Annotated in this window: 20 protein-coding genes; 10 read left to right on the top strand and 10 right to left on the bottom strand. The window is 56.2% G+C overall.

The window, feature by feature from the left end; translation table 11 throughout:
- The first annotated feature begins 388 nt into the window (after positions 1-388).
- Complete coding sequence (locus HII27_RS19690) at positions 389-673, top strand: hypothetical protein (protein WP_185669258.1); 285 nt, start codon at positions 389-391, stop codon at positions 671-673.
- A 52-nt stretch (positions 674-725) separates the two neighbouring features.
- On the opposite strand, the gene HII27_RS19685 is transcribed toward HII27_RS19690, so the two are convergent.
- Entirely contained in the window at positions 726-1,532 is an 807-nt protein-coding gene (locus HII27_RS19685; RefSeq protein ID WP_185669257.1) for a DUF2950 family protein, read from the bottom strand.
- A gap of 11 nt (positions 1,533-1,543) precedes the next feature.
- Positions 1,544-3,196, bottom strand: coding sequence for a DUF3300 domain-containing protein (locus HII27_RS19680; RefSeq protein WP_185669256.1), 1,653 nt, complete (start codon positions 3,194-3,196; stop codon positions 1,544-1,546).
- Positions 3,197-3,663: 467 nt separating this feature from the next.
- Between HII27_RS19680 and acnB the strand changes: the two genes are divergently transcribed.
- Positions 3,664-6,261 (top strand): bifunctional aconitate hydratase 2/2-methylisocitrate dehydratase, encoded by a 2,598-nt coding sequence (acnB, locus tag HII27_RS19675; protein WP_185669255.1) that lies wholly within the window; start codon positions 3,664-3,666, stop codon positions 6,259-6,261.
- 214 nt (positions 6,262-6,475) lie between these two features.
- A complete protein-coding gene (gene yacL, locus HII27_RS19670; RefSeq protein WP_185669254.1) occupies positions 6,476-6,838 on the top strand; it encodes a protein YacL in 363 nt (120 codons plus the stop codon).
- A gap of 33 nt (positions 6,839-6,871) precedes the next feature.
- On the opposite strand, the gene HII27_RS19665 is transcribed toward yacL, so the two are convergent.
- Positions 6,872-7,219 (bottom strand): YacC family pilotin-like protein, encoded by a 348-nt coding sequence (locus HII27_RS19665; RefSeq protein WP_035891920.1) that lies wholly within the window; start codon positions 7,217-7,219, stop codon positions 6,872-6,874.
- 143 nt (positions 7,220-7,362) lie between these two features.
- Here HII27_RS19665 and cueO point away from each other — a divergent pair, with 143 nt between their 5' ends.
- Together cueO and HII27_RS19655 are read left to right on the top strand one after the other, a co-directional pair.
- Positions 7,363-8,928 carry a multicopper oxidase CueO gene (gene cueO / locus HII27_RS19660; protein ID WP_185669253.1) on the top strand — a complete coding sequence of 522 codons (1,566 nt, stop codon included), beginning with the start codon at positions 7,363-7,365 and terminating at the stop codon, positions 8,926-8,928.
- A 122-nt stretch (positions 8,929-9,050) separates the two neighbouring features.
- A complete protein-coding gene (locus HII27_RS19655; RefSeq protein ID WP_185669252.1) occupies positions 9,051-9,575 on the top strand; it encodes a hypothetical protein in 525 nt (174 codons plus the stop codon).
- 67 nt (positions 9,576-9,642) lie between these two features.
- On the opposite strand, the gene HII27_RS19650 is transcribed toward HII27_RS19655, so the two are convergent.
- Positions 9,643-12,033, bottom strand: a complete 2,391-nt coding sequence (locus HII27_RS19650) for a glucose/quinate/shikimate family membrane-bound PQQ-dependent dehydrogenase (protein ID WP_185669251.1) — start codon at positions 12,031-12,033, stop codon at positions 9,643-9,645.
- Between the two features lie 204 nt (positions 12,034-12,237).
- Here HII27_RS19650 and hpt point away from each other — a divergent pair, with 204 nt between their 5' ends.
- Complete coding sequence (gene hpt, locus HII27_RS19645; protein WP_035891924.1) at positions 12,238-12,774, top strand: hypoxanthine phosphoribosyltransferase; 537 nt, start codon at positions 12,238-12,240, stop codon at positions 12,772-12,774.
- A 90-nt stretch (positions 12,775-12,864) separates the two neighbouring features.
- Here the strand turns inward: hpt and can are convergent, their stop codons facing one another.
- The gene (gene can, locus HII27_RS19640; RefSeq protein WP_106925477.1) at positions 12,865-13,527 is read right to left on the bottom strand and encodes a carbonate dehydratase; all 663 of its coding nucleotides are present in this window, start codon (positions 13,525-13,527) and stop codon (positions 12,865-12,867) included.
- A gap of 102 nt (positions 13,528-13,629) precedes the next feature.
- Here can and HII27_RS19635 point away from each other — a divergent pair, with 102 nt between their 5' ends.
- The 4 genes from HII27_RS19635 (at position 13,630) to HII27_RS19620 (ending at position 17,167) form a co-directional block, all read left to right on the top strand.
- The gene (locus HII27_RS19635) at positions 13,630-14,556 is read left to right on the top strand and encodes an ABC transporter ATP-binding protein (protein WP_185669250.1); all 927 of its coding nucleotides are present in this window, start codon (positions 13,630-13,632) and stop codon (positions 14,554-14,556) included.
- The gene (locus HII27_RS19630; RefSeq protein ID WP_035891927.1) at positions 14,553-15,323 is read left to right on the top strand and encodes an ABC transporter permease; all 771 of its coding nucleotides are present in this window, start codon (positions 14,553-14,555) and stop codon (positions 15,321-15,323) included. The genes HII27_RS19635 and HII27_RS19630 overlap by 4 nt, the downstream gene beginning before the upstream one ends.
- A gap of 110 nt (positions 15,324-15,433) precedes the next feature.
- A complete protein-coding gene (locus HII27_RS19625) occupies positions 15,434-15,874 on the top strand; it encodes a PTS sugar transporter subunit IIA (protein WP_185669249.1) in 441 nt (146 codons plus the stop codon).
- A gap of 63 nt (positions 15,875-15,937) precedes the next feature.
- Entirely contained in the window at positions 15,938-17,167 is a 1,230-nt protein-coding gene (locus HII27_RS19620; RefSeq protein ID WP_185669248.1) for a polysaccharide deacetylase family protein, read from the top strand.
- Between the two features lie 32 nt (positions 17,168-17,199).
- On the opposite strand, the gene panD is transcribed toward HII27_RS19620, so the two are convergent.
- The 5 genes from panD to pcnB form a co-directional block, all read right to left on the bottom strand.
- Positions 17,200-17,580: an aspartate 1-decarboxylase gene (gene panD / locus HII27_RS19615; RefSeq protein WP_035891933.1), complete on the bottom strand. Its 381-nt coding sequence runs from the start codon at positions 17,578-17,580 to the stop codon at positions 17,200-17,202.
- Positions 17,581-17,839: 259 nt separating this feature from the next.
- The gene (panC, locus tag HII27_RS19610) at positions 17,840-18,688 is read right to left on the bottom strand and encodes a pantoate--beta-alanine ligase (RefSeq protein WP_185669247.1); all 849 of its coding nucleotides are present in this window, start codon (positions 18,686-18,688) and stop codon (positions 17,840-17,842) included.
- 11 nt (positions 18,689-18,699) lie between these two features.
- A complete protein-coding gene (gene panB / locus HII27_RS19605) occupies positions 18,700-19,491 on the bottom strand; it encodes a 3-methyl-2-oxobutanoate hydroxymethyltransferase (RefSeq protein WP_185669246.1) in 792 nt (263 codons plus the stop codon).
- Positions 19,492-19,609: 118 nt separating this feature from the next.
- Positions 19,610-20,089, bottom strand: coding sequence for a 2-amino-4-hydroxy-6-hydroxymethyldihydropteridine diphosphokinase (gene folK, locus HII27_RS19600; protein ID WP_185669245.1), 480 nt, complete (start codon positions 20,087-20,089; stop codon positions 19,610-19,612).
- A complete protein-coding gene (gene pcnB, locus HII27_RS19595; RefSeq protein ID WP_220440858.1) occupies positions 20,086-21,483 on the bottom strand; it encodes a polynucleotide adenylyltransferase PcnB in 1,398 nt (465 codons plus the stop codon). The genes folK and pcnB overlap by 4 nt, the downstream gene beginning before the upstream one ends.
- Positions 21,484-21,521 lie beyond the last annotated feature (38 nt).

The following is a 21,521-nucleotide window of genomic DNA, read 5'->3' as shown; positions in this document are numbered from 1 at the left end:
TATGACCGGAAAAGCCGTAGTATTATCCGGATAGACTAGGAAAGTGTTACCTATGTTCCCGGTCTGAAGTGTTACCTATGTATCCGGTCGTACAGTAGCGACGCCGGGGAACGCACGGTCCTCCCGGAGTCGGCTAACGCCTCGTCCGGGCTACTATAGAATAAGCGGCTTAACGGCCGCTTTTTTTATGCTTTCTGTCAACGACTTATGTCAAACCGTAGCAAAGATTGCGAAGCGGGTTACAGTTTTCCAGCACCATTGCCGCATTTTCGGCGCTTTCCTCCGTTTTTCCGCCCTCAGACGTGAAACGTTCTGTTATAGCTTGCTGCACTTTGAATAATAATCACGGATTAAACTGATAGCAGGCTAACAAATTGGAGTGCAAAAAATGAAAACGTTTCTGACGACGGCGGCCCTGGCGGCCACGCTGGTTTCCGGTATGGCGATGGCGAGTGACGCGATGATCCCGTGGGCGGATAACAGCGGCGGTACCGAAAGCACGCACATTGCCGCGATGGGGCAGGATCTGAATGCACAGCATCAGCAGATTACGAAGACGCAGGAAGGGGTATGGGCCGATAACTCCGGTAGCATCAGCGCTGATGAAGCCGCGTTGACCAGCAGCAAACCGTTGGTGCAGGGGCACCCGGAACTGATGCCGCATCAGGGTTAAGTTAACGGTGTGAAGAGTGCCCGGCAGCGTGTAGACGCCGCCGGGCATTTTTTTACTCTGCGACCGCCTGCCAGCCCGCGCTGGCATCGGGATTAAAGTGGGCAATCGCCTGCGCTTTTTGTTCAGACTCGACGCCCAGATTCGCCTCATAGACGCGATCGTTTTGGTCGATCATAAAGCTCATCACGCCGGTCTGCCCCCACTCAACCGGCCAGGCCAGCAGGGCAACGTCACCTTTATCACCTTCCGGCAGAATGCGGAAGTGGTAGCCGTGATAGCCTTCCCCCGGTGCATTTGGGCTGAAGTTTGGCCCTAATGGGCTTGGCGCTTCTCCTGGGGCCGCTGGCCAGTAGAGGCCATCTTTTTTCCCGTCGCTGCTGATGATTTTCTGCGCCCAGGCGTGGTTCAACTGGTAGTAATCCTGCTGAGCATCGACGTAAGCATGCATCGCCTGGATGGCCGACAACTCGTTACGCCCAATCGCGCGGGTCAGAATCTCATCCTTCCCGGCGGCCATGTTAAATTCCCAGCCTTTGGCGCTTTTCTCCATCGGAATCGGCAGTCGCCAGCCATCGTTACCAACGTCCAGCCAGGCGGTATTGGCCTGAGTGACGATGCGGTGGCTGACCTGCCAGTCACGCAGGAAGCGGTCAACGGCATCCTGGTCGACGCCGTCCGGTGGCAGGAACTGCTGCCAGTTATCGCCGAGTAGCTTATCCAGCTCGGCATCATCTTTCTGGGTCACCGCATTGACCAGCGCGCTAGCGGCCTGGTCTGGGGTGGAGAAGGTTTGCTGCGCCAGCGCCATCAGTGGTGACATTGCCAGCGCCAGCAGCGCTATCTGTATCTGCTTTTTCATCACGTTATCCTTTAGCGTCGACGGAACTCATGGTGCACGGCAGGGCTACCGCTGTGCTGCTCGCCGCCGAGCCCGGAGGCATGGCGGCTCTGCAACCCGCGAGACTGCTGTGCCTGCCATGACGGCGCGCGGCTTTCGTTACCGCTGAGCGCCGTGTTATGCAGACCGCCGCCGTTGGCGCGCAGTGCGCTGTTCTGGCCCATCATTCCGGCGTTCAGATGCGGCGTCTGGCCGTTCAAGCGCTCGTGCGTTTGCAGATTTTGACGCTGAGTCGCGTTGAGCTGCGGACGCGGCTGGGTATGCTGAGTCGCCGCCGCGCGCTGCTGTACCGAGTGCGTCTGCGAACGGTTTGTTGGCGCGTCATAGCCGCGGAAGTTATTGCGCTGCGCCGCTTGATTCCACTGCTGTGTTGCCGCATTACGCTGGGCATCACGCGCACCCAGTCCAGCTGGGCTGGCGTTGTTACTACTGGTATGCGTACGCTGCTGCAGCTGCGACATCGCTGCCTGACGCTGGCTGTCACGGTTAGGCTGCGCGTGCTGGGTTGCGCTCAACCCGCCGGCCACATCGGTTTGATGCGGAGCCACCACGCCCGGCGTCTGGTGAGTGGCGCTCAGCCCCCCGGCGACATTGGTCTGGTGGAACTGCTGAGTCACGCTGTTGTTTGGGTACGGCGTGTTGCCACGATACGCCGGGTTGTGCTGCCAGCCCATCGTCTGGCCGCTGATGTTCTGACCGCTTATCTTATTGAAGTTATTCACGTTAATGTTGATGTTATCGCCATTATGCTGATAGCCGCCGTGATCATAATGATCGTCATGATGATCATCGTCGTGGTGGTGATGGTCGTCATCATCCCAATCGATGCTGCTGAAAATCGCATAGGTGGTTGCTACGCCAAGGCTATAGCCGAAACCGCGTACAAAGCTGTCGGCAAACTGCTCCCCCGGAGGCGGCGGCAGATAGACCGGCGGCGCGGAGGTATAAGGCCAACTGCTGCCGTAAACCACCGTCGGGTTGTAGTTCGGTACGTAGACCACCTGCGGATTACTCGGCTCAATCTTGATAACCGTTGGCGTGCTGCTGGCGGTATGCGTTGAGGTCGATGAGGCCACGCGTTTGGTGGTGGTGACCGTCTGCTGCGGCGTCGACTTCAGCGAACCGGTTTGCTGGGCGAGCTGGCGCAGTTTCTGCACGGCGTCCATCACGTCCTGCGGTTGCGCCAGAAACGCGTTCCCGAGGTTGGTCACCCACTGCGGATCTTCCCCCATCATGCCCGTCAACTGCGGGAAAGCGACCAGTGATTTTACGCTGACATCCCACGGCTGATTCGCCACGGCTTTCACCGCTGCATCCCCCTGCTGGCCGGGATGATCTTTCGACCACTGCACTGCTTGCGTGACATTATCCGGATAGGTTGAGGCCATCAGCACCTGCGATAGCAGCGGGTCTGGGTAGAGTGCGATAGGCGCTACCCACTGCGTGATTTGCGCGGTGGTGTAGGTGACCGGGGCAGGGGCGGCTTCAGGTGCCGTCGCCGTGACAGCAGGAGGCACATCAGGGGTGACGGGCTCCCGGCTTTTGACGTACAGCGTGCCGGCGGCCGCGAGCAGCCCGGCGCTGCAGATAAGCGCAATATAGTGGGGCTTAAAGGGCAAAGTCATGGTGGTTCTCCAGGGAACTACACAGTCCGTAACAGAGGTGTCGGATATGCCGCGAGTATAATGAGGCTATTGTTTATTTTTTGATTAAAGCAGGGATTTCTGCGGTTGCTAGGAAAATCTGTCAAGAGTTTACACAGCCGAAGGGAGCGAAAAACGGTCTACTGGCGGCGTGATGATTGCCCGTTTTATCGTCCTCTTAGATGTCATGCTTTCATAACAAAATGTTTAATACCCCGGCCATTCGATGGTTTTTTTTCATCGTAAAAAGGCTTTTTTTAATCTGTTATATCAACATTAACGATTCAGCAAATATTTAATGTTGCTTTTTTGTAAACAGATTAACACCCTCCAGAAATCCTGCTATGCTGGCCTCGCGGTACCGGGCTTTTACCCTACAAACTGCTGTCTCACAGGAGCGTGAAGAGATCGCCGACCGCATATGACAATGAGAGCGAGGAGATACCGTCGTGCTAAAAGAATACCGTGAGCACGTAGCTGAGCGTGCCGCCGAAGGGATTGTTGCCAAACCCTTAGATGCTACCCAAATGGCCGCGCTGGTTGAGCTGCTGAAGAACCCGCCTGCTGGCGAAGAAGAATTCCTGTTAGACCTGTTAACCAACCGTGTGCCGCCGGGCGTTGATGAAGCCGCCTACGTTAAAGCGGGTTTCCTCGCTGCCGTCGCAAAAGGCGAAGCCACCTCCCCACTGGTTACCCCAGAAAAAGCCATTGAACTGTTAGGCACCATGCAGGGTGGTTACAACATCCATCCGCTGATTGATGCGCTGGACGATGCGAAACTGGCCCCGATTGCTGCCAAAGCGCTGTCCCATACCCTGCTGATGTTTGATAACTTCTACGATGTAGAAGAGAAAGCCAAAGCGGGCAACGCCTACGCTAAGCAGGTTGTTCAGTCCTGGGCTGATGCCGAATGGTTCCTGAACCGCCCTGCGCTGGCAGACAAAATCACCGTTACCGTTTTCAAAGTGACCGGTGAAACCAACACCGATGACCTGTCTCCGGCGCCGGATGCCTGGTCTCGCCCGGATATCCCTCTGCACGCTCTGGCGATGCTGAAAAACGCCCGTGAAGGCATTGACCCGGATCAGCCTGGTGCCGTTGGCCCGATTAAACAGATCGAAGCCCTGCAGCAGAAAGGTTTCCCGCTAGCCTACGTGGGCGACGTTGTGGGTACCGGTTCTTCCCGTAAATCAGCGACCAACTCCGTACTGTGGTTCATGGGTGACGATATCCCTCATGTGCCGAACAAACGCGGCGGCGGTCTGTGCCTTGGCGGCAAAATTGCACCTATCTTCTTCAACACCATGGAAGATGCGGGCGCGCTGCCAATTGAAGTGGACGTTTCCAACCTGAACATGGGCGACGTGATTGACGTGTACCCGTTCAAAGGCGAAGTGCGTAACCACGAAACCGACGAACTGCTGGCAACCTTCGAACTGAAAACCGATGTACTGATCGACGAAGTACGTGCCGGTGGCCGTATTCCGCTGATCATCGGCCGTGGCCTGACCACCAAAGCGCGTGAAGCGCTGGGTCTGCCGCACAGCGATGTATTCCGTCAGGCAAAAGACGTGGCGGAAAGCAGCCGCGGCTTCTCTCTGGCTCAGAAAATGGTTGGTCGCGCCTGTGGCGTGAAAGGTATTCGTCCGGGTGCATACTGCGAACCGAAGATGACCTCCGTAGGTTCTCAGGATACTACCGGCCCAATGACCCGTGATGAACTGAAAGACCTGGCGTGCCTGGGCTTCTCTTCTGACCTGGTGATGCAGTCCTTCTGTCACACTGCCGCGTATCCTAAGCCGGTAGACGTGACCACGCACCACACGCTGCCAGACTTCATCATGAACCGTGGCGGTGTCTCCCTGCGTCCGGGCGACGGCGTTATCCACTCCTGGCTGAACCGTATGCTGCTGCCAGATACCGTGGGTACCGGCGGTGACTCCCACACCCGTTTCCCAATCGGTATCTCCTTCCCGGCGGGTTCTGGTCTGGTGGCGTTTGCCGCAGCGACCGGTGTGATGCCGCTGGATATGCCTGAATCTGTACTGGTTCGCTTCAAAGGCAAAATGCAGCCGGGGATCACCCTGCGTGACCTCGTTCATGCGATTCCGCTGTATGCGATTCGCCAGGGCCTGCTGACCGTTGAGAAGAAAGGTAAGAAAAACATCTTCTCTGGCCGCATCCTGGAAATCGAAGGTCTGCCGGATCTGAAAGTTGAGCAGGCGTTCGAGTTGACCGATGCCTCTGCAGAGCGTTCCGCTGCGGGCTGTACCATCAAGCTGAACAAAGAGCCAATCGTTGAGTACCTGACCTCCAACATCGTACTGCTGAAGTGGATGATCGCAGAAGGCTACGGCGACCGTCGTACGCTGGAACGTCGTGTACAGGGCATGGAAAAATGGCTGGCGGATCCGCAACTGCTGGAAGCTGATGCTGACGCAGAATACGCGGCGGTGATCGACATCGATCTGGCTGACATTAAAGAGCCAATTCTGTGTGCACCAAACGATCCGGACGACGCGCGTCTGCTGTCTGACGTGCAGGGTGAAAAGATCGACGAAGTGTTCATCGGTTCCTGCATGACCAACATCGGCCACTTCCGTGCTGCCGGTAAGCTGCTGGATAACCATAAAGGCCAGCTGCCAACCCGCCTGTGGGTGGCTCCGCCAACTCGTATGGATGCGGCTCAGCTGACCGAAGAAGGTTACTACAGCGTGTTCGGTAAGAGCGGTGCGCGTATCGAGATCCCTGGCTGCTCCCTGTGCATGGGTAACCAAGCGCGTGTAGCGGATGGTGCGACGGTGGTGTCGACCTCAACCCGTAACTTCCCGAACCGTTTAGGTACCGGTGCGAACGTCTTCCTGGCGTCTGCAGAGCTGGCAGCAGTTTCTGCGCTGATCGGTAAACTGCCAACCCCGGAAGAGTATCAGACCTTCGTGGCTCAGGTGGATAAGACGGCGGTGGATACCTACCGTTACCTGAACTTCGACCAGCTCTCTCAGTACACTGAGAAAGCGGACGGCGTGATCTTCCAGACCGCAGTATAAAAAGTAGCCCGGACGAGATGCGTTAGCATCGACTCCGGGAACTCCCCGGCGGGCTACGCTTGGCCGGGCGACCAGAAAAGGCGAGAGTTTGAACTCTCGCCTTTTTTATTTTCTATTCCTCCCGCCGCTACGCTTTTTTTATTCCTTAGGACTGCGATAATTACCTATAGGTACAATGCAGCGGTGACGCATTGCCTTTGTAGAGGAACAGATTATGGATTATGAATTTCTGCGTGACGTTACCGGAGGGGTAAAAGTACGTATGTCGATGGGCCACGAAGTGGTCGGTCACTGGTTTAATGAAGAGGTCAAAGACAACCTCTCGCTACTGGACGAAGTCGAACAGGCTGCACGTACCGTCAAAGGCAGCGAACGCTCATGGCAGCGCGCGGGGCATGAATACACCCTGTGGCTGGATGGCGAAGAAGTGATGGTTCGCGCCAATCAGCTGGAGATTTCCGGCGATGAGATGGAAGAGGGGATGAGCTACTACGATGAAGAGAGCTTGTCGCTTTGCGGCGTTGAAGACTTTTTGCAGGTCGTTGCCGCCTACCGTGAGTTTATGAAGCAGCGCTAACGGATGCGGAGCCTGCGGGCTCCGCGACGCGCATTATTTGACGTAGGCCAGCAGGCTCAACGAGTCGCGAGCCAGCGCTTTACACTTCTTCGAGGTCGGAATGCCGATGCCGCTGAGATCGCGGTAGCTGTCTTCACCCAGCGCCTTCATATTAAAGGTATCGTAGTTGCTGAGATCCCACTGATTTTGCTGGGCAAAAAAGACCAATGCGCGACGAATTTGCGTATTCGGCAGATTCTGGTAACCACAGTCGTTTTTCAGGAAGACAAATACCGCCGTGAGATCGGCCATATCTTCTGCTTCAGACTCGCTTAAAGCATAACTGGAACTGGACATCGCCAGCAGCGATCCAAGCAGTACCGTTCGGAAAAACGTCTTCATTTCTTCTACCTTACATCGTCGATATTCAACGTTAACATACTTCCAGAAGCGGCGGGAGGCTTTCTTAAAGCTTTCTGCTTGACCTTCCCGCAGGGGTAGGGTTTAAGCTCAATTAATCACCAGAAGCCGAAAAGGATGTAACGATGCATCGTCGTGATTTTATCAAACTCAGCGCCGCTATCGGCGTTGCCAGCGCCTTGCCTCTGTGGAGCCGTGCGGTATTCGCCGCCGAGCGCACCATGCTTCCCATTCCTCCCTTGCTTACCGCTGACGCGGATAATCAGATCTTGTTGACCGTTCAGGCCGGAAAGACACAATTTGCCGGAAAAACGGCGACAACCTGGGGCTACAACGGCAGCCTGTTAGGGCCGGCTATTCAGCTGCAGCAGGGCAAGCCGATTACGGTGAAAATTAACAACACCCTGCCGGAAGCGACCACCGTGCACTGGCACGGCCTGGAAGTGCCGGGTGAGGTTGACGGCGGCCCTCAGGGGGTTATCCAACCGGGCGGCAGCCGGACGGTGACGTTTACGCCAACCCAGCGCGCGGCGACCTGCTGGTTCCACCCACATCAGCACGGTAAAACCGGGCATCAGGTCGCGATGGGGCTGGCTGGCCTCGTGCTCATCGAAGATGAAGATAGCCAGAAGCTGATGTTGCCTAAGCAGTGGGGCATCGACGATGTGCCGGTGATTATGCAGGACAAGAAATTTACCGCCGCCGGTGAGATTGACTATCAGTTGGATGTCATGAGCGCCGCGGTGGGCTGGTTTGGCGATACGCTGCTGACTAACGGCGTGACCTACCCGCAGCATACGCCGCCAAGAGGCTGGCTGCGCCTGCGCCTGTTGAACGGCTGTAACGCCCGTTCGCTGACTATTGCAACCAGCGATAAGCGCCCGATGTATGTCGTTGCCAGCGACGGCGGGCTGTTGGCCGAGCCGGTGAAAGTGAATGAACTGCCGATGCTGATGGGCGAACGCTTTGAAGTGCTGGTGGATGCGCGCGACGGTAAACCATTCGATCTCCTGACACTCCCGGTGACGCAGATGGGCATGGCCGTCGCGCCGTTCGATAAGCCCGTGCCGGTACTGCACGTGCAGCCTATCGGGATCCCAGGGTCGGCAACGCTGCCCGATACACTCGTAGCAATGCCTGCGCTGCCATCGCTCGACGGGCTGACCGAGCGTAAGCTCCAGCTCTCAATGGACCCGATGCTCGACATGATGGGCATGCAGGCGCTGATGCAAAAGTATGGCAATCAGGCGATGGGCGGCATGGATCACGGCAGTATGATGGGCCACGGCGGCATGAAGATGGATCATGGAGGAATGGGTAACATGCACCACGGCGACGGCGGCTTTGATTTCCACAACGCTAACCGCATCAACGGCAAGGCGTTCGATATGAACGTGCCGATGTTTGCCGCCGCCAAAGGGCAGTATGAGCGCTGGGTCATTTCCGGCGAAGGCGACATGATGTTGCACCCGTTCCACATTCACGGCACCCAGTTCCGCATACTGCGTGAGAACGGACAGGTACCGGCGGCGCACCGTGCAGGCTGGAAGGATACGGTTCGCGTCGAAGGCGGCGTCAGCGAAGTGCTGGTGAAGTTTGACCATAGCGCGCCGAAAGAACAGGCCTATATGGCGCACTGCCACCTGCTGGAGCATGAAGATACCGGCATGATGCTCGGCTTTACCGTTTAACCTGCCACCGGATAGCGACCCCGCTATCCGGTAACCCTCTGTGGCAGATATAGATTTCAGCCATATTATTCAGCCAACTTCTCGCTATACTCCTGTGGTTAACGATTAATCATGAGGTAAGAATGGCTATCTTTGGTAAGGCTCTGGCAGCCTCTTTTGTCATGCTGGTGGCGGTATCGGCGCACGCTGACATGAAGATGGAACGTAAAGACATTCCTGAATTAAAGCTGAGCATCGAGATCCCGCAGACGCTTACGCCAATGCCTGATGACATGGCGAAAATCAAATACCCTTCTGAAAACCGCCCGCAGGTCATTTATGGCGACGAACGTGGCAAAGCGTCCTTAGGCATCAGCAACGGTCGTCATGCGCTGCCCGCAGACAAGCTTGATGTGGCAAAGGATGCGACGCTGAAAATGCTGAATAATTTCAAGCCGAAGGTGGAAGCCGTCACGGTGGATGGGCATAAAGCGTGGTTGATTACCTTCCGCTCTCAGGCACCGGATACTGAGGTTCTGAATATGCTGCTGGTGGCGTCAGAAAACGAGAAGGCCGTGCAAGCTGCCTTTAACATGACAAAAGATTTGGAAGGGCAGTATAAGGATGTGGCCAGGGCTTCGTTGCTGTCGATTAAGTTTGATAAGTAAATCGGCCGGGCCACAACGTTCGTAGCCCGGGCGAGGCGTTTACGCCGACCCCGGGGTCGGCTAACGCTTACTTCGCGTCGTCAGGTAACGCATAGGCGACGATATAATCACCCATCTTCGTACCAAACGATCCATGACCACCTGCGGAAATGACCACGTACTGCTTGCCATTCACCTCATAGGTCATCGGCGTCGCCTGACCGCCTGCTGGCAGACGACCCTGCCACAGTTTCTCACCGTTGCTCATGTTGTAAGCACGCAGGTAGTTATCGGCAGTTGCCGCGATGAACAGCACGTTACCGGCTGTGGAAATTGGGCCACCCAGCATCGGCATACCCATATTAAACGGCAGCGGAACCGGCAGTGGGAACGGCAGGCTATCCTGCGGTGTACCCAGACGTTTTTTCCACACTACTTCGTTAGTTTTCAGATCCAGCGCCGAGATATAACCCCAGGCTGGCTGTTTGCACGGCAGGCCAAACGGTGACAGGAATGCGTTCAGCGTCACGCCAAACGGCACGCCGTACTGCGGCTGAATACCAGACTCGGTACCGCTCGACTTCGCATCTTTCGGCGGCTCCATCGGGTTGCCAGGGCCACGTGGGATCAGCTTCGACACAAACGGCAGCGCCATCGGGTTAGCAATCGCCACCTGACGGTTAGGGTCAACGGAGATACCGCCCCACTCGAACATCCCCAGGTTACCCGGGAACACCAGCGTGCCCTGCTCGGACGGCGGGGTGAAGATGCCTTCATAGCGCAGTTTGTGGAACATCACGCGGCACACCAGCTGGTCGAACATGGTGGCGCCCCACATGTCCGCACCGGTCAGATCTTTCTTAGGACGGAAGCTCAGGTCGGAGAACGGCTGGGTTTTGGTGACGTAGTCGCCTTTGGCTGCACCCTGAGGAACCGGTTTTTCCGGGGCCGGCACAACCAGTTCGCCGTTACGGCGGTCGAGCACGAAGATATTACCGGTTTTCGCCGGGGCGTAGATGACTGGCACCGTCTTACCGTCAACGCTGATATCTGCCAGCGTCGGCTGGGACGGCATATCCATATCCCACAGATCGTGGTGAACGGTCTGGTAGCTCCAGGCAAGCTTACCGGTGGTCGCATTCAGCGCCACAATTGAGCTCGCGTAGCGTTCCTGCTCTGGCGTACGGTTGCCACCCCAGATATCCGGCGTGGTGACACCCATCGGCAGATAGACCAGATCCAGCTTCGCGTCATAGGCCGCTGGCGCCCAGGAGTTCGGCGAGTTGAAGGTATAATGCGAACCTGCTGGCGGGATAGCGTTTGGATCTTTCGCACCCGGATCAAAGGCCCACAGCAGCTTGCCGCTGTTAACATCAAAGCCGCGAATCACGCCAGACGGCTCACGGGTAGAGAAGTTATCGGTGACTGCACCGGCAATCACGATGACTTTATCGGTGATAATCGGTGGTGAAGTCGGTTCGTACATGCCCGGCGTGGTGACCGGCATGTCGGTTTGCAGGTTGAGAATGCCTTTGTTGGCAAAGCTCTCGCACAGCTTACCGGTGTCGGCGTTGAGGGCGAAGATACGGCCATCGTTCACCGGCAGGATAATGCGGCGAGGGCAGTCGGCAACCACGTCAGGTGACGCGTTTGCAGCGGTTGCTTCGTGGTAAGAGACGCCACGGCAGGTCACATGCTGGAAGCTCGGGTCAGTGCCGAGCTGCGGGTCAAAGTGCCATTTCTCTTTACCGGTTGCTGCATCCAGGGCAAACACGCGCTGGTGGGCGGTACAGAGGTAGAGCATATTGCCAATCTTGATCGGCGTGACTTCGTTGGTGATTTCACCCGGATCGTTTGGCTGTTTCAGGTCGCCGGTGCGGAATACCCAGGCTTCCTTCAGGTTGTGTACGTTGTCGGCATTAATCTGCTTTAACGGCGAGAAGCGCTGGCCTTCCTGGTTGCGCCCATAGGCTGGCCAGTCCTGGTCTGCGACCTGGGAGATTGGCTCGGCCGTTGTCGCATCTGCGCTCAGTGTGCCGTTAACCTCCTGCGGATCGTGGAAACCGGCCCAGGTGAGGATACCGGCGCTGATAATCAGCGCGACGAGCAAAGCCGCCACGGCACCGCTTGATGGCACCACCAGGCGACGCCAGACAAACGGCAAAATCAGCCAGACGCCGAAGATAACCAGCACGTCGCTGCGCGGCGTCAGCGCCCAGAAGTCAAAGCCGACTTCCCACACGCCCCATACCATGGTTGCCAGCAGCAGCACGGCGTAAAGCCACAGCGCTGAACGCTTCGCGCGCCAGAGCTGTGCCGTAATGCCCAGCATGACCAGGCCAGCGATAGGGTAATACCAGGAACCCCCAATCGCGACCAGCCATACGCCGCCAATCAGTAAATACAAGCCGCAGAATGCCGCGAAGAGGGCGGTTAGCCTCCCAAGCAGTCCTGGACGTTGATGATTTGTTTCAGCCATAGAAAAGTGTCCGTTAGTTTGTTAATTATTGCTTTCATTTCATTATAGGATTTAACAAGTGTGATCGAAATCACAAATTGAGCTTTATTATCGAATTAGCCGCGTCAATCGTTTTGCTGGTATACTTTCACGCTTGCTGATCAACCTCGCGGCTCTGGGTTAACGGGTTGAGTGATTTACATTTAAAATCATGTGGTTAGTTAAATGAAACATACTGTTGAAGTGATGATCCCGGAAGCGGAGATCAAGGCGCGTATCGCTGAACTGGGTCGTCTGATTAACGAGCGTTATAAAGACAGCGGTAGCGAAATGGTGTTAGTCGGTCTGCTGCGCGGCTCGTTCATGTTCATGGCTGATCTGTGCCGTGAAGTACAGGTTCCGCACGAAGTCGATTTTATGACGGCATCCAGCTATGGCAGCGGTATGTCCACCACCCGCGATGTGAAAATCCTCAAAGATCTCGATGAAGATATCCGCGGTAAAGACGTGCTGATCGTTGAAGACATCATCGACTCCGGCAACACCCTGTCGAAAGTGCGTGAGATTCTGAGCCTGCGTGAGCCGAAGTCACTGGCAATTTGTACGCTGCTGGATAAACCAACCCGTCGCGAAGTTGAAGTGCCGGTTGAGTTTGTCGGCTTCTCCATCCCGGACGAATTCGTGGTGGGTTATGGTATTGATTACGCTCAGCGTTATCGCCATCTGCCATACGTTGGCAAAGTGGTGCTGTTAGACGAGTAAGTTTGCAGGTAGCCCGGACGAGGCGGAACGCCGACTCCGGGACATGCCCGGCGTCACGGCGTTCGGCCGGGCGACAAGGGATGATTTCCCTTACTTATGATTGATGTGCTTTAACTTGAGGTTGGAAATTCCGTGGCGGTAACGCTGCTCGAGGGTTTCGCGGCTGACAGCGGTCACATCAAGATCGCGCAGCAGGCCGTCGTGAATACCGTACGCCCAACCGTGAATCATCACCTTCTGCCCACGTTTCCATGCCGATTGCATAATCGTCGAGTGGCCCAGGTTATAAACCTGCTCCATCACGTTCAGCTCGCATAGCGTATCCATGCGACGTTCCGGCGGCATCTCGCCCAGCAATGAACTATGTTTGAACCAGATATCGCGAATGTGCAGCAGCCAGTTGTCGATTAACCCCAGCTCTGGGTTTTCAACCGCCGCCTGAACACCACCGCAGCCGTAGTGGCCACAGATAATAATGTGTTCAACTTCCAGCACATCAACGGCATACTGCACCACGGAAAGGCAGTTGAGATCGGTGTGGATAACCAGGTTTGCGACGTTACGGTGGACGAACAGTTCGCCAGGCTCAAGCCCGGTCAGACGTTCGGCAGGGACGCGGCTGTCAGAACATCCAATCCATAAAAAACGGGGTTTTTGCGCTTGCGACAGTGTCGCAAAAAAGCCGGGATCCTCTTCTCTCAGCATTTTTGACCATAGTGCGTTATTGCTGATGAGTGTATCAATGTCTTTCATGGAGGCTTGTAACCAAGTGAAGTGCGTTGGGCTAATATAGGGCAACTCCTGATTTATTAAAACTAAATATCAAGTATCAGAATGTAAGGTAAGCAAAAATCTATGACCATTGCACTGGAATTAGAGCAACTGACAAAGACCTATCCTGGTGGCGTACAGGCGCTGCGTGGGATCGATCTGCAAGTCGAAGCCGGTGATTTCTACGCGCTTCTGGGGCCGAACGGGGCGGGTAAATCGACGACCATCGGGATTATCAGTTCGCTGGTGAACAAAACCTCCGGACGCGTGAGCGTATTTGGTTATGACCTGCAAAAAGATGTGGTCAACGCCAAACGTCAGCTGGGGCTGGTGCCGCAGGAGTTCAACTTCAACCCGTTTGAAACCGTGCAGCAAATCGTGGTGAACCAGGCAGGCTACTACGGCGTTGAACATAAAGAAGCGGTCATCCGCAGCGAAAAATACCTGAAGCAGCTCGATTTGTGGGAAAAACGCAACGAACGTGCGCGGATGCTCTCCGGCGGGATGAAGCGTCGTCTGATGATTGCCCGCGCGCTGATGCACGAGCCGAAGCTGCTGATCCTTGATGAACCGACTGCGGGCGTAGACATTGAACTGCGTCGCTCTATGTGGGGATTCCTCAAAGATCTCAACGATAAAGGCACCACCATCATTCTGACCACTCACTACCTGGAAGAAGCAGAAATGCTGTGCCGCAATATCGGCATCATCCAGCGCGGTGAGCTGGTAGAAAACACCTCGATGAAAGCGCTGCTCTCCAAGCTGAAGTCTGAAACCTTTATTCTCGACCTGGCGCCAAAAAGTCCGCTGCCGAAGCTCGAAGGGTACAAGCACACGCTGGTGGATACCTCGACGCTGGAAGTGGAAGTGCTGCGCGAGCAGGGGATTAACAGCGTCTTTGCGCAGTTGAGTGCGCAGGGTATTCAGGTACTGAGTATGCGTAACAAAGCGAACCGCCTTGAAGAGCTGTTTGTGTCGCTGGTTCATGAAAAACAAGGAGATCGCGCATGATGCAGCTTTACTGGGTTGCGCTGAAAAGCATCTGGGCGAAAGAGATTCACCGCTTTATGCGTATCTGGATCCAGACGCTGGTGCCGCCCGTCATCACCATGACGCTGTACTTTATTATTTTCGGCAACCTGATCGGCTCCCGTATCGGTGAAATGCACGGCTTTACCTATATGCAGTTTATCGTGCCAGGCCTGATCATGATGGCGGTGATCACCAACGCCTACGCCAACGTGGCTTCGTCGTTCTTTAGCGCCAAGTTCCAGCGCAACATTGAAGAGTTGCTGGTGGCACCGGTGCCAACGCACGTTATCATCGCAGGGTTTGTCGGCGGTGGCGTGGCGCGCGGCCTGTGCGTGGGGATTCTGGTGACGGCGATTTCGCTGTTCTTCGTGCCGTTCCAGGTTCACTCGTGGGTATTCGTGGCGTTGACGCTGATCCTCACCGCGGTGCTGTTCTCGCTTGCCGGCCTGCTTAACGCGGTCTTCGCCAAGACCTTCGATGACATCAGCCTGATCCCTACCTTCGTGCTGACGCCGTTGACCTACCTCGGTGGGGTGTTCTACTCGCTGACGCTGCTGCCACCGTTCTGGCAGGGGCTGTCGCACCTGAACCCGATCGTCTACATGATTAGCGGCTTCCGCTACGGCTTCCTCGGCATTAACGATGTCCCGCTGGTCACCACGTTTGGCGTGCTGGTGGTGTTCATCGCGGCGTTTTACCTGCTGTGCTGGTACCTCATCCAGCGCGGTCGCGGCCTGCGCAGCTAATCGTGCTGCATTTCCCGGCAGGTAAACCTGCCGGGAACCGTTCTTTGACAGTCATCACCCCTATTTATTGATTGCTCAGCTAAACTGCTTGCCTGCTAAGGAGGTAAGCGATGTTAGGTTGGGTCATTTCCTGCCATGACGACAAAGCACAGGAATTGCTGGATCGTCTGGAAAAAAAATATGGGCCGCTGCCACAGTGCCGGGCAGTCAATTACTGGCGAGGCCAGAGTTCAAATATGCTCAGCCGCATGATGTGTGACGCGCTGCATCAGACTGATTCCGGCGACGGAGTTATCTTTCTCACCGATAGCGCGGGCGCGGCTCCCTATCGCGTGGCGGCGCTGATGAGCCATAAGCACAGCGGTTGCGAAGTGATCGCGGGTATCCACTATTCATTAATCGAGCAAATGATTCCTCTGCGGGATTCCCTCAGCAGCAGTGACTTTCGCGATCGCATTGTGACGCTGGGTTCGCCCGGAGTGACCAGCCTGTGGCATCAGCAGCAGAAAAACCCGCCGTTTGTTCTGCTACACGACCTGTATGAGTCTTAAACATTGGTATTGATGGCGCTTTTGTTACAATAGTAGAGTCGTTTCCCGCTTCGGTTACTGCTCATGGCTATACGTTCGGTTGTTTTCCTGCTGTTTTTCCTCGCTGGTAGCGTCGCTGCTGCGTTGCCCACCCGCTATATGCAGACGACGGAAGACGCCGCCATCTGGGCGCGTATCGGTAATAAAACCATGACCGTTGGCAACCTTCGCGCCGGGCAAATTATCGCCATTGAGCCGGACGTGGAAGATTACTACACCTTTAGCTTCGGTTTCGGTAAAGGCTTTATCGATAAGGGGCACCTTGAGCCGGTACAGGGGAAGCAGCGCGTTGAGGATGGTCTGGGCGATTTAAACAAGCCGCTGAGCAATCAGAACCTGGTCACCTGGAAAGATACGCCTGTCTACAACGCCCCGGATATCGGCAGCGCGCCGTTCGGTACGCTGGCGGAGAACCTGCGCTATCCGGTTATCAACAAGCTGAAAGACCGCCTCAATCAGACCTGGTATCAGATTCGCATCGGTGAACGCCTGGCCTATATCAGCGCGCTGGATGCCCAGGTGGATAACGGTATTCCGGTCATCACCTATCACCATATTCTGCGCGATGAAGAGAACACCCGTTTTCGTCATACCTCTACCACCACCTCGGTGCGCGCCTTTAGCAACCAGATGACCTGGCTACGCGATATGGGCTATACCACGCTGACCATGTATCAGCTTGAGGATTACGTCCATAACCGTACCAATTTACCTGCCCGCGCGGTGGTGATTACCTTCGATGATGGGCTAAAGTCGGTCAGCCGCTACGCCTACCCGATACTCAAGCAATACGGCTTTAAAGCTACGGCGTTTATTATCACCTCGCGTATTAAGCGCCACCCGCAGAAGTGGGCGCCGAAGTCGCTGCAGTTTATGAGCGTTTCCGAGCTGGAAGAGATTAAAGACGTCTTTGATTTCCAGTCACACACCCACTTCCTGCACCGGGTGGATGCGCAGCGTCGGCCAATTCTGCTGAGCCGTAGCTATCACAATATCCTGTTTGATTTTGCGCACTCGCGACGGGCATTGTCGCAGTTCAATCCGCACGTGCTGTACCTCTCATACCCGTTTGGTGGCTATAACGCGACGGCGATACAGGCAGCGGGCGATGCCGGTTTTCATTTAGCAGTGACGACGGTGAAGGGAAAGGTGAAGCCGGGAGATAATCCGATGCTGTTGAAGCGTCTGTATATTCTGCGGACGGATTCGCTGGAGACGATGTCGCGGTTAATCAGCAACCAACCGCAAGGGTAAACAAGCGCTCCGCCGTGACGGAGCGCTTGGCATTACGCAACCTGAACCGGGATCGCTTTCGCGGTGCGTTTCATCTCGTTGTCGCCTTCGAAGTAAGCCACGTTCGGGCGCCAGGTACGGGCTTCTTCATCACTCATGGTGACAAAGCTCGCGATGATCACGATATCGCCTACGTCAGCGTTGTGCGCCGCAGCGCCGTTGACGGAGATGATTTTAGAACCGCGTTCAGCCGCGATGGCGTAGGTGGAGAAACGCTTGCCGTTGTTTACGTTCCAGATATCAATGGCTTCGTTTTCCAGAATACCGGCGGCGTCGAGGAAGTCCTGGTCAATCGCGCAGGAGCCTTCATAGTGCAGGTCGGCATGCGTCACTTTCACGCGGTGGAGTTTGCCCTGCAGCATTGTGCGAATCATAGCGTCTACCTTTAATTCTTAACGGAAACAAAGCAGTTCGCGACTGCTTTGAGAAATTTCGCAGGCAGTATTGCCCGATTTATACCAGGTGTCCATATGCGATTAACCTTGCTTACGATTAATTGCGCATCGTCACGCATAACCTACTGCAAACGGTATCGTTTTGCAGAATGCCCCCGGAGTCGGTGCTAACGCACCTCGTCCGGGCTACCCGATTATCGCCCGGCCAAGCGCAGCGCCGCCGGGGCGGGCTCGGAAATTACAGCTCAACGCTCTGGTTATCAATCAGACGTGCCTGGCCCAGCCAAGCCGCCATCAGGATCACCGCGCGTTTGCTGCTGTCGGTCAGGTCGAGCAGGGTATCCGCATCGCGAATCTGGATATCATCGGCGCGGAAGCCTTTCTCGTTCAGCTCCTGCTCGGCGATAGCAATCATCTCTCCCTGATCACGCTCACCGGCCTTCAGTTTTTCCGCCACGCGGCTCATCACCTTGTACAGACCCGGCGCGATTTTACGCTGCTCGGCGGTGAGGTAACCGTTGCGGGAGCTGAGCGCCAGACCGTCTTTGGCGCGGATAATCGGCACGCCGACGATCTCAATGTCGTAGCCAAGATCGGCCACCATCTTGCGGATCAACGCTAGCTGCTGGAAGTCTTTCTCACCGAAGCAGGCGATATCCGGCTGGATCAGGTTGAACAGCTTGCTGACGATGGTCGATACGCCGCGGAAGTGGCCCGGACGGCTCGCGCCTTCCAGCATAGTCGAAAGGCCCGGTACGTCGACGAAGGTCTGGCTTTCGGTACCCTGCGGATAGATTTCCGCTTCCGACGGCGCAAAAACGAAATCGACTTTACGTTTGTTCAGCTTCTCGCAGTCTTCCTGCAGCGTACGCGGGTAGCGCGCCAGGTCTTCGACACGGTCGAACTGCATCGGGTTAACGAAGATGCTGACTACCACTACGTCCGCACGGGTTTTGGCTTCTTCAACCAGCGTCATATGGCCGTCGTGCAGGTTGCCCATGGTGGGAACCAGCGCAACGCGCTTACCTTCCTGACGCAGACGACGGATATGCTGGCGCAGCAGCGGCAGGGTTTCAATAATCAGCACAACATGACTCCTTAATGGAAACTATGTTCTTCGCCCGGATACGCCCCGGACTCGACTTCCGCCATATACTGCCGTACCGCGGCGCGCATGTCGCCCGCTTCGGCGAGGAAGTTTTTGGCAAATTTAGGAATATGGCCGCCGGTGATGCCGAACGCATCGTGCATCACGAGGATCTGCCCGTCGGTGACGTTGCCAGCACCGATGCCGATAACCGGAATCGACAGTGCTTCGGTGACACGTTTTGCCAGTTCAACCGGTACGCACTCCAGCACCAGCAGCTGCGCGCCTGCGGCTTCCAGCGCCAGCGCATCGTCGAGCAGAACCTGACCGGCGTCACCGCGGCCCTGCACCTTATAGCCGCCGAAGATGTTGACCGACTGTGGCGTCAGCCCCAGGTGACCGCATACCGGTACGGCGCGGTCGGTCAGCATTTTCACGGTATCAACCAGCCAGGCGCCGCCTTCAATCTTGACCATATTGGCGCCAGCACGCATGACCGCTGCGGCGTTTTCAAACGCCTGTTCCGGCGTGGCGTAGGCCATAAACGGCAGATCGGACAGCAGCAGGCAGTGTGGCGCACCGCGACGAACGGCGCGAGTGTGGTAGGCGATGTCTTCAACGGTCACCGGCAGCGTGGAATCGTGGCCCTGCACGGTCATGCCAAGAGAGTCGCCAACCAGCATCACGTTGATGCCTTCGTCTGCGAACAGTTTGGCAAAGCTGTAGTCGTATGCCGTGATAGTCGCGAAGCGTTTTTTCTCTTGTTTGCATTTCTGCAATAAAGCGATGGTGGTCGGTTTCATAATAATCCCTGATGGTAAGATCGTATTACCCGGCATTCTAACAGCCGAAATCAGGGGGGCAATGACTTTAGGCAAACGATACCAGGTAGCGCAGGGATCGCTAAAAAAGGGAGGGGCGCTACCAGCGCGCAGGGCAGTTTTCCGCCAGTGCATCAAGGCGCTGACGCAGGCTGACGCCATCCGGGAAGATAAGCGTTGGGGCAATTTCGAACAGCGGCCACAGCATAAAGCCGCGGTTGTACATGTCGTAGTGCGGGACGGTCAGATTATCGGTATGAATAATATCCTGGCCAAACAGCATGATGTCTAAATCGAGGGTACGCGGCCCCCAGCGTTCGGCTTTGCGCTGACGCCCCTGCTGCAGTTCGATACGCTGGGTATGGCTAAGCAGCACATCGGCGGCGAGCGCGGTTTCCAGCGCCACGGCGGCGTTCAGGTAATCTGGCTGATCCTGTGGGCCGAGCGGCGGGGTGCGGTAGAACGCAGAGACGGCAGCGACCCGGCTTTCCGGGATCGCATTGAGCGCCTCAACGGCAGCGTTCACCTGCTCCAGCGGAGAGGCGAGGTTGCTGCCGATGGCGATATAGGCAACGGTCACGCACTGCCCTCACGGCGCGGCGCGCGTTTGCGCGGACGGCGATGGCGACGACGGGTGTCTGGTTCATCGCCCAGCTCGTTGAGCATATCTTTCTGTGCCGGTGGTGCAACCACCTGGAACTCGCCCCACCATTGGGTCAGACGCTGCAGCTCGCCGTTGTGCTCGGCTTCGGCACGTAGGGCCAGCAGGTCGTAAGCGGCGCGGAATTTTGGATGCTCCATCAGCTTCCAGGCGCGTTTACCCTGACGACGGGACATCCGTAGCTGCAGCTGCCAGATATCACGCACCAGCGTGGTAATACGTTTTGGAATCGCCAGCGAACGGCAGGCTTCATCCAGCACTTCGTTCATCGCCAGTGCGAAGGCATCATAATAGGCCAGCCCGCTCTCCTGAGCGATTTTCTGCGCCATCTCCAGCAGCGGATACCAGAACATCGCGGCGAACAGGAACGCCGGATTAACGCGCATATCGTTATGAATGCGGGTGTCGGTGTTCTTCAGCACCTGAGAGATGATGCGTTCCATCGGGCTATCACCGTCTTCAGTGAAGTAACGGGTGATGGTCGGGAACAGCGGCTGGAACAGATTGTATTCGCGCAGCAGCTTGTAGGTTTCTAAACCATAGCCTGCCTGCAGCAGCTTAAGGGCTTCTTCGAACAGGCGCGCTGGCGGCACGTCGTTCATCAAGGTTGCCAGACGTGGAATTGGTTCAGCGGTTTCCGGGCTGATACGCATATCCAACTTCGCAGCAAAGCGCACGGCGCGCAGCATACGCACCGGGTCTTCACGGTAGCGGGTTTCCGGGTCGCCAATCAGGCGGATCACGCCGTCGATCAGATCCTGCATACCGCCAACGTAGTCACGAACGGTGAAGTCCGCCACGCTGTAATAGAGGCTATTGATGGTGAAGTCGCGGCGCTGGGCATCTTCTTCGATGGAGCCAAAGATGTTATCGCGCAGCAGCATACCGTTTTGCCCACGCTGTGAGGTGGTGCGATCGGACTGGCCGTCTTCGTGGTGACCACGGAAGGTAGCGACTTCGATAATTTCAGGGCCAAACATGACGTGTGCCAGACGGAAGCGGCGGCCCACCAGACGGCAGTTGCGGAACAACTTGCGAACCTGGTCAGGCGTGGCGCTGGTGGTCACGTCGAAATCTTTTGGTTTTTTGCCTAGCAGCAGGTCGCGAACGCCGCCGCCAACGAGGTAAGCCTCGTAGCCTGCTTTGTTCAGACGATAAAGAACCTTGAGGGCATTCTCGCTGATATCTTTGCGTGAAATAGCGTGCTGCTCGCGCGGAATAACGGTCATAGCAGGTTTAGCGACGGCGTTTTCAGCCTCGCTCTCCTCACGGCTCAGCACCTTGCGGCAAAAATTAGCGACTCGGGTAAAAATGGTGCACCTCGGTAATATCTGACTTTGGGACAAAAAAA

The sequence above is a fragment of the Kluyvera sichuanensis genome, from assembly GCF_014218705.1.
GTDB classification, from domain to species: Bacteria; Pseudomonadota; Gammaproteobacteria; order Enterobacterales; family Enterobacteriaceae; genus Kluyvera; species Kluyvera sichuanensis.
The sequence above is the reverse complement of the archived record's forward strand: the minus strand, read 5'-3'. Positions and strand labels throughout refer to the sequence as shown.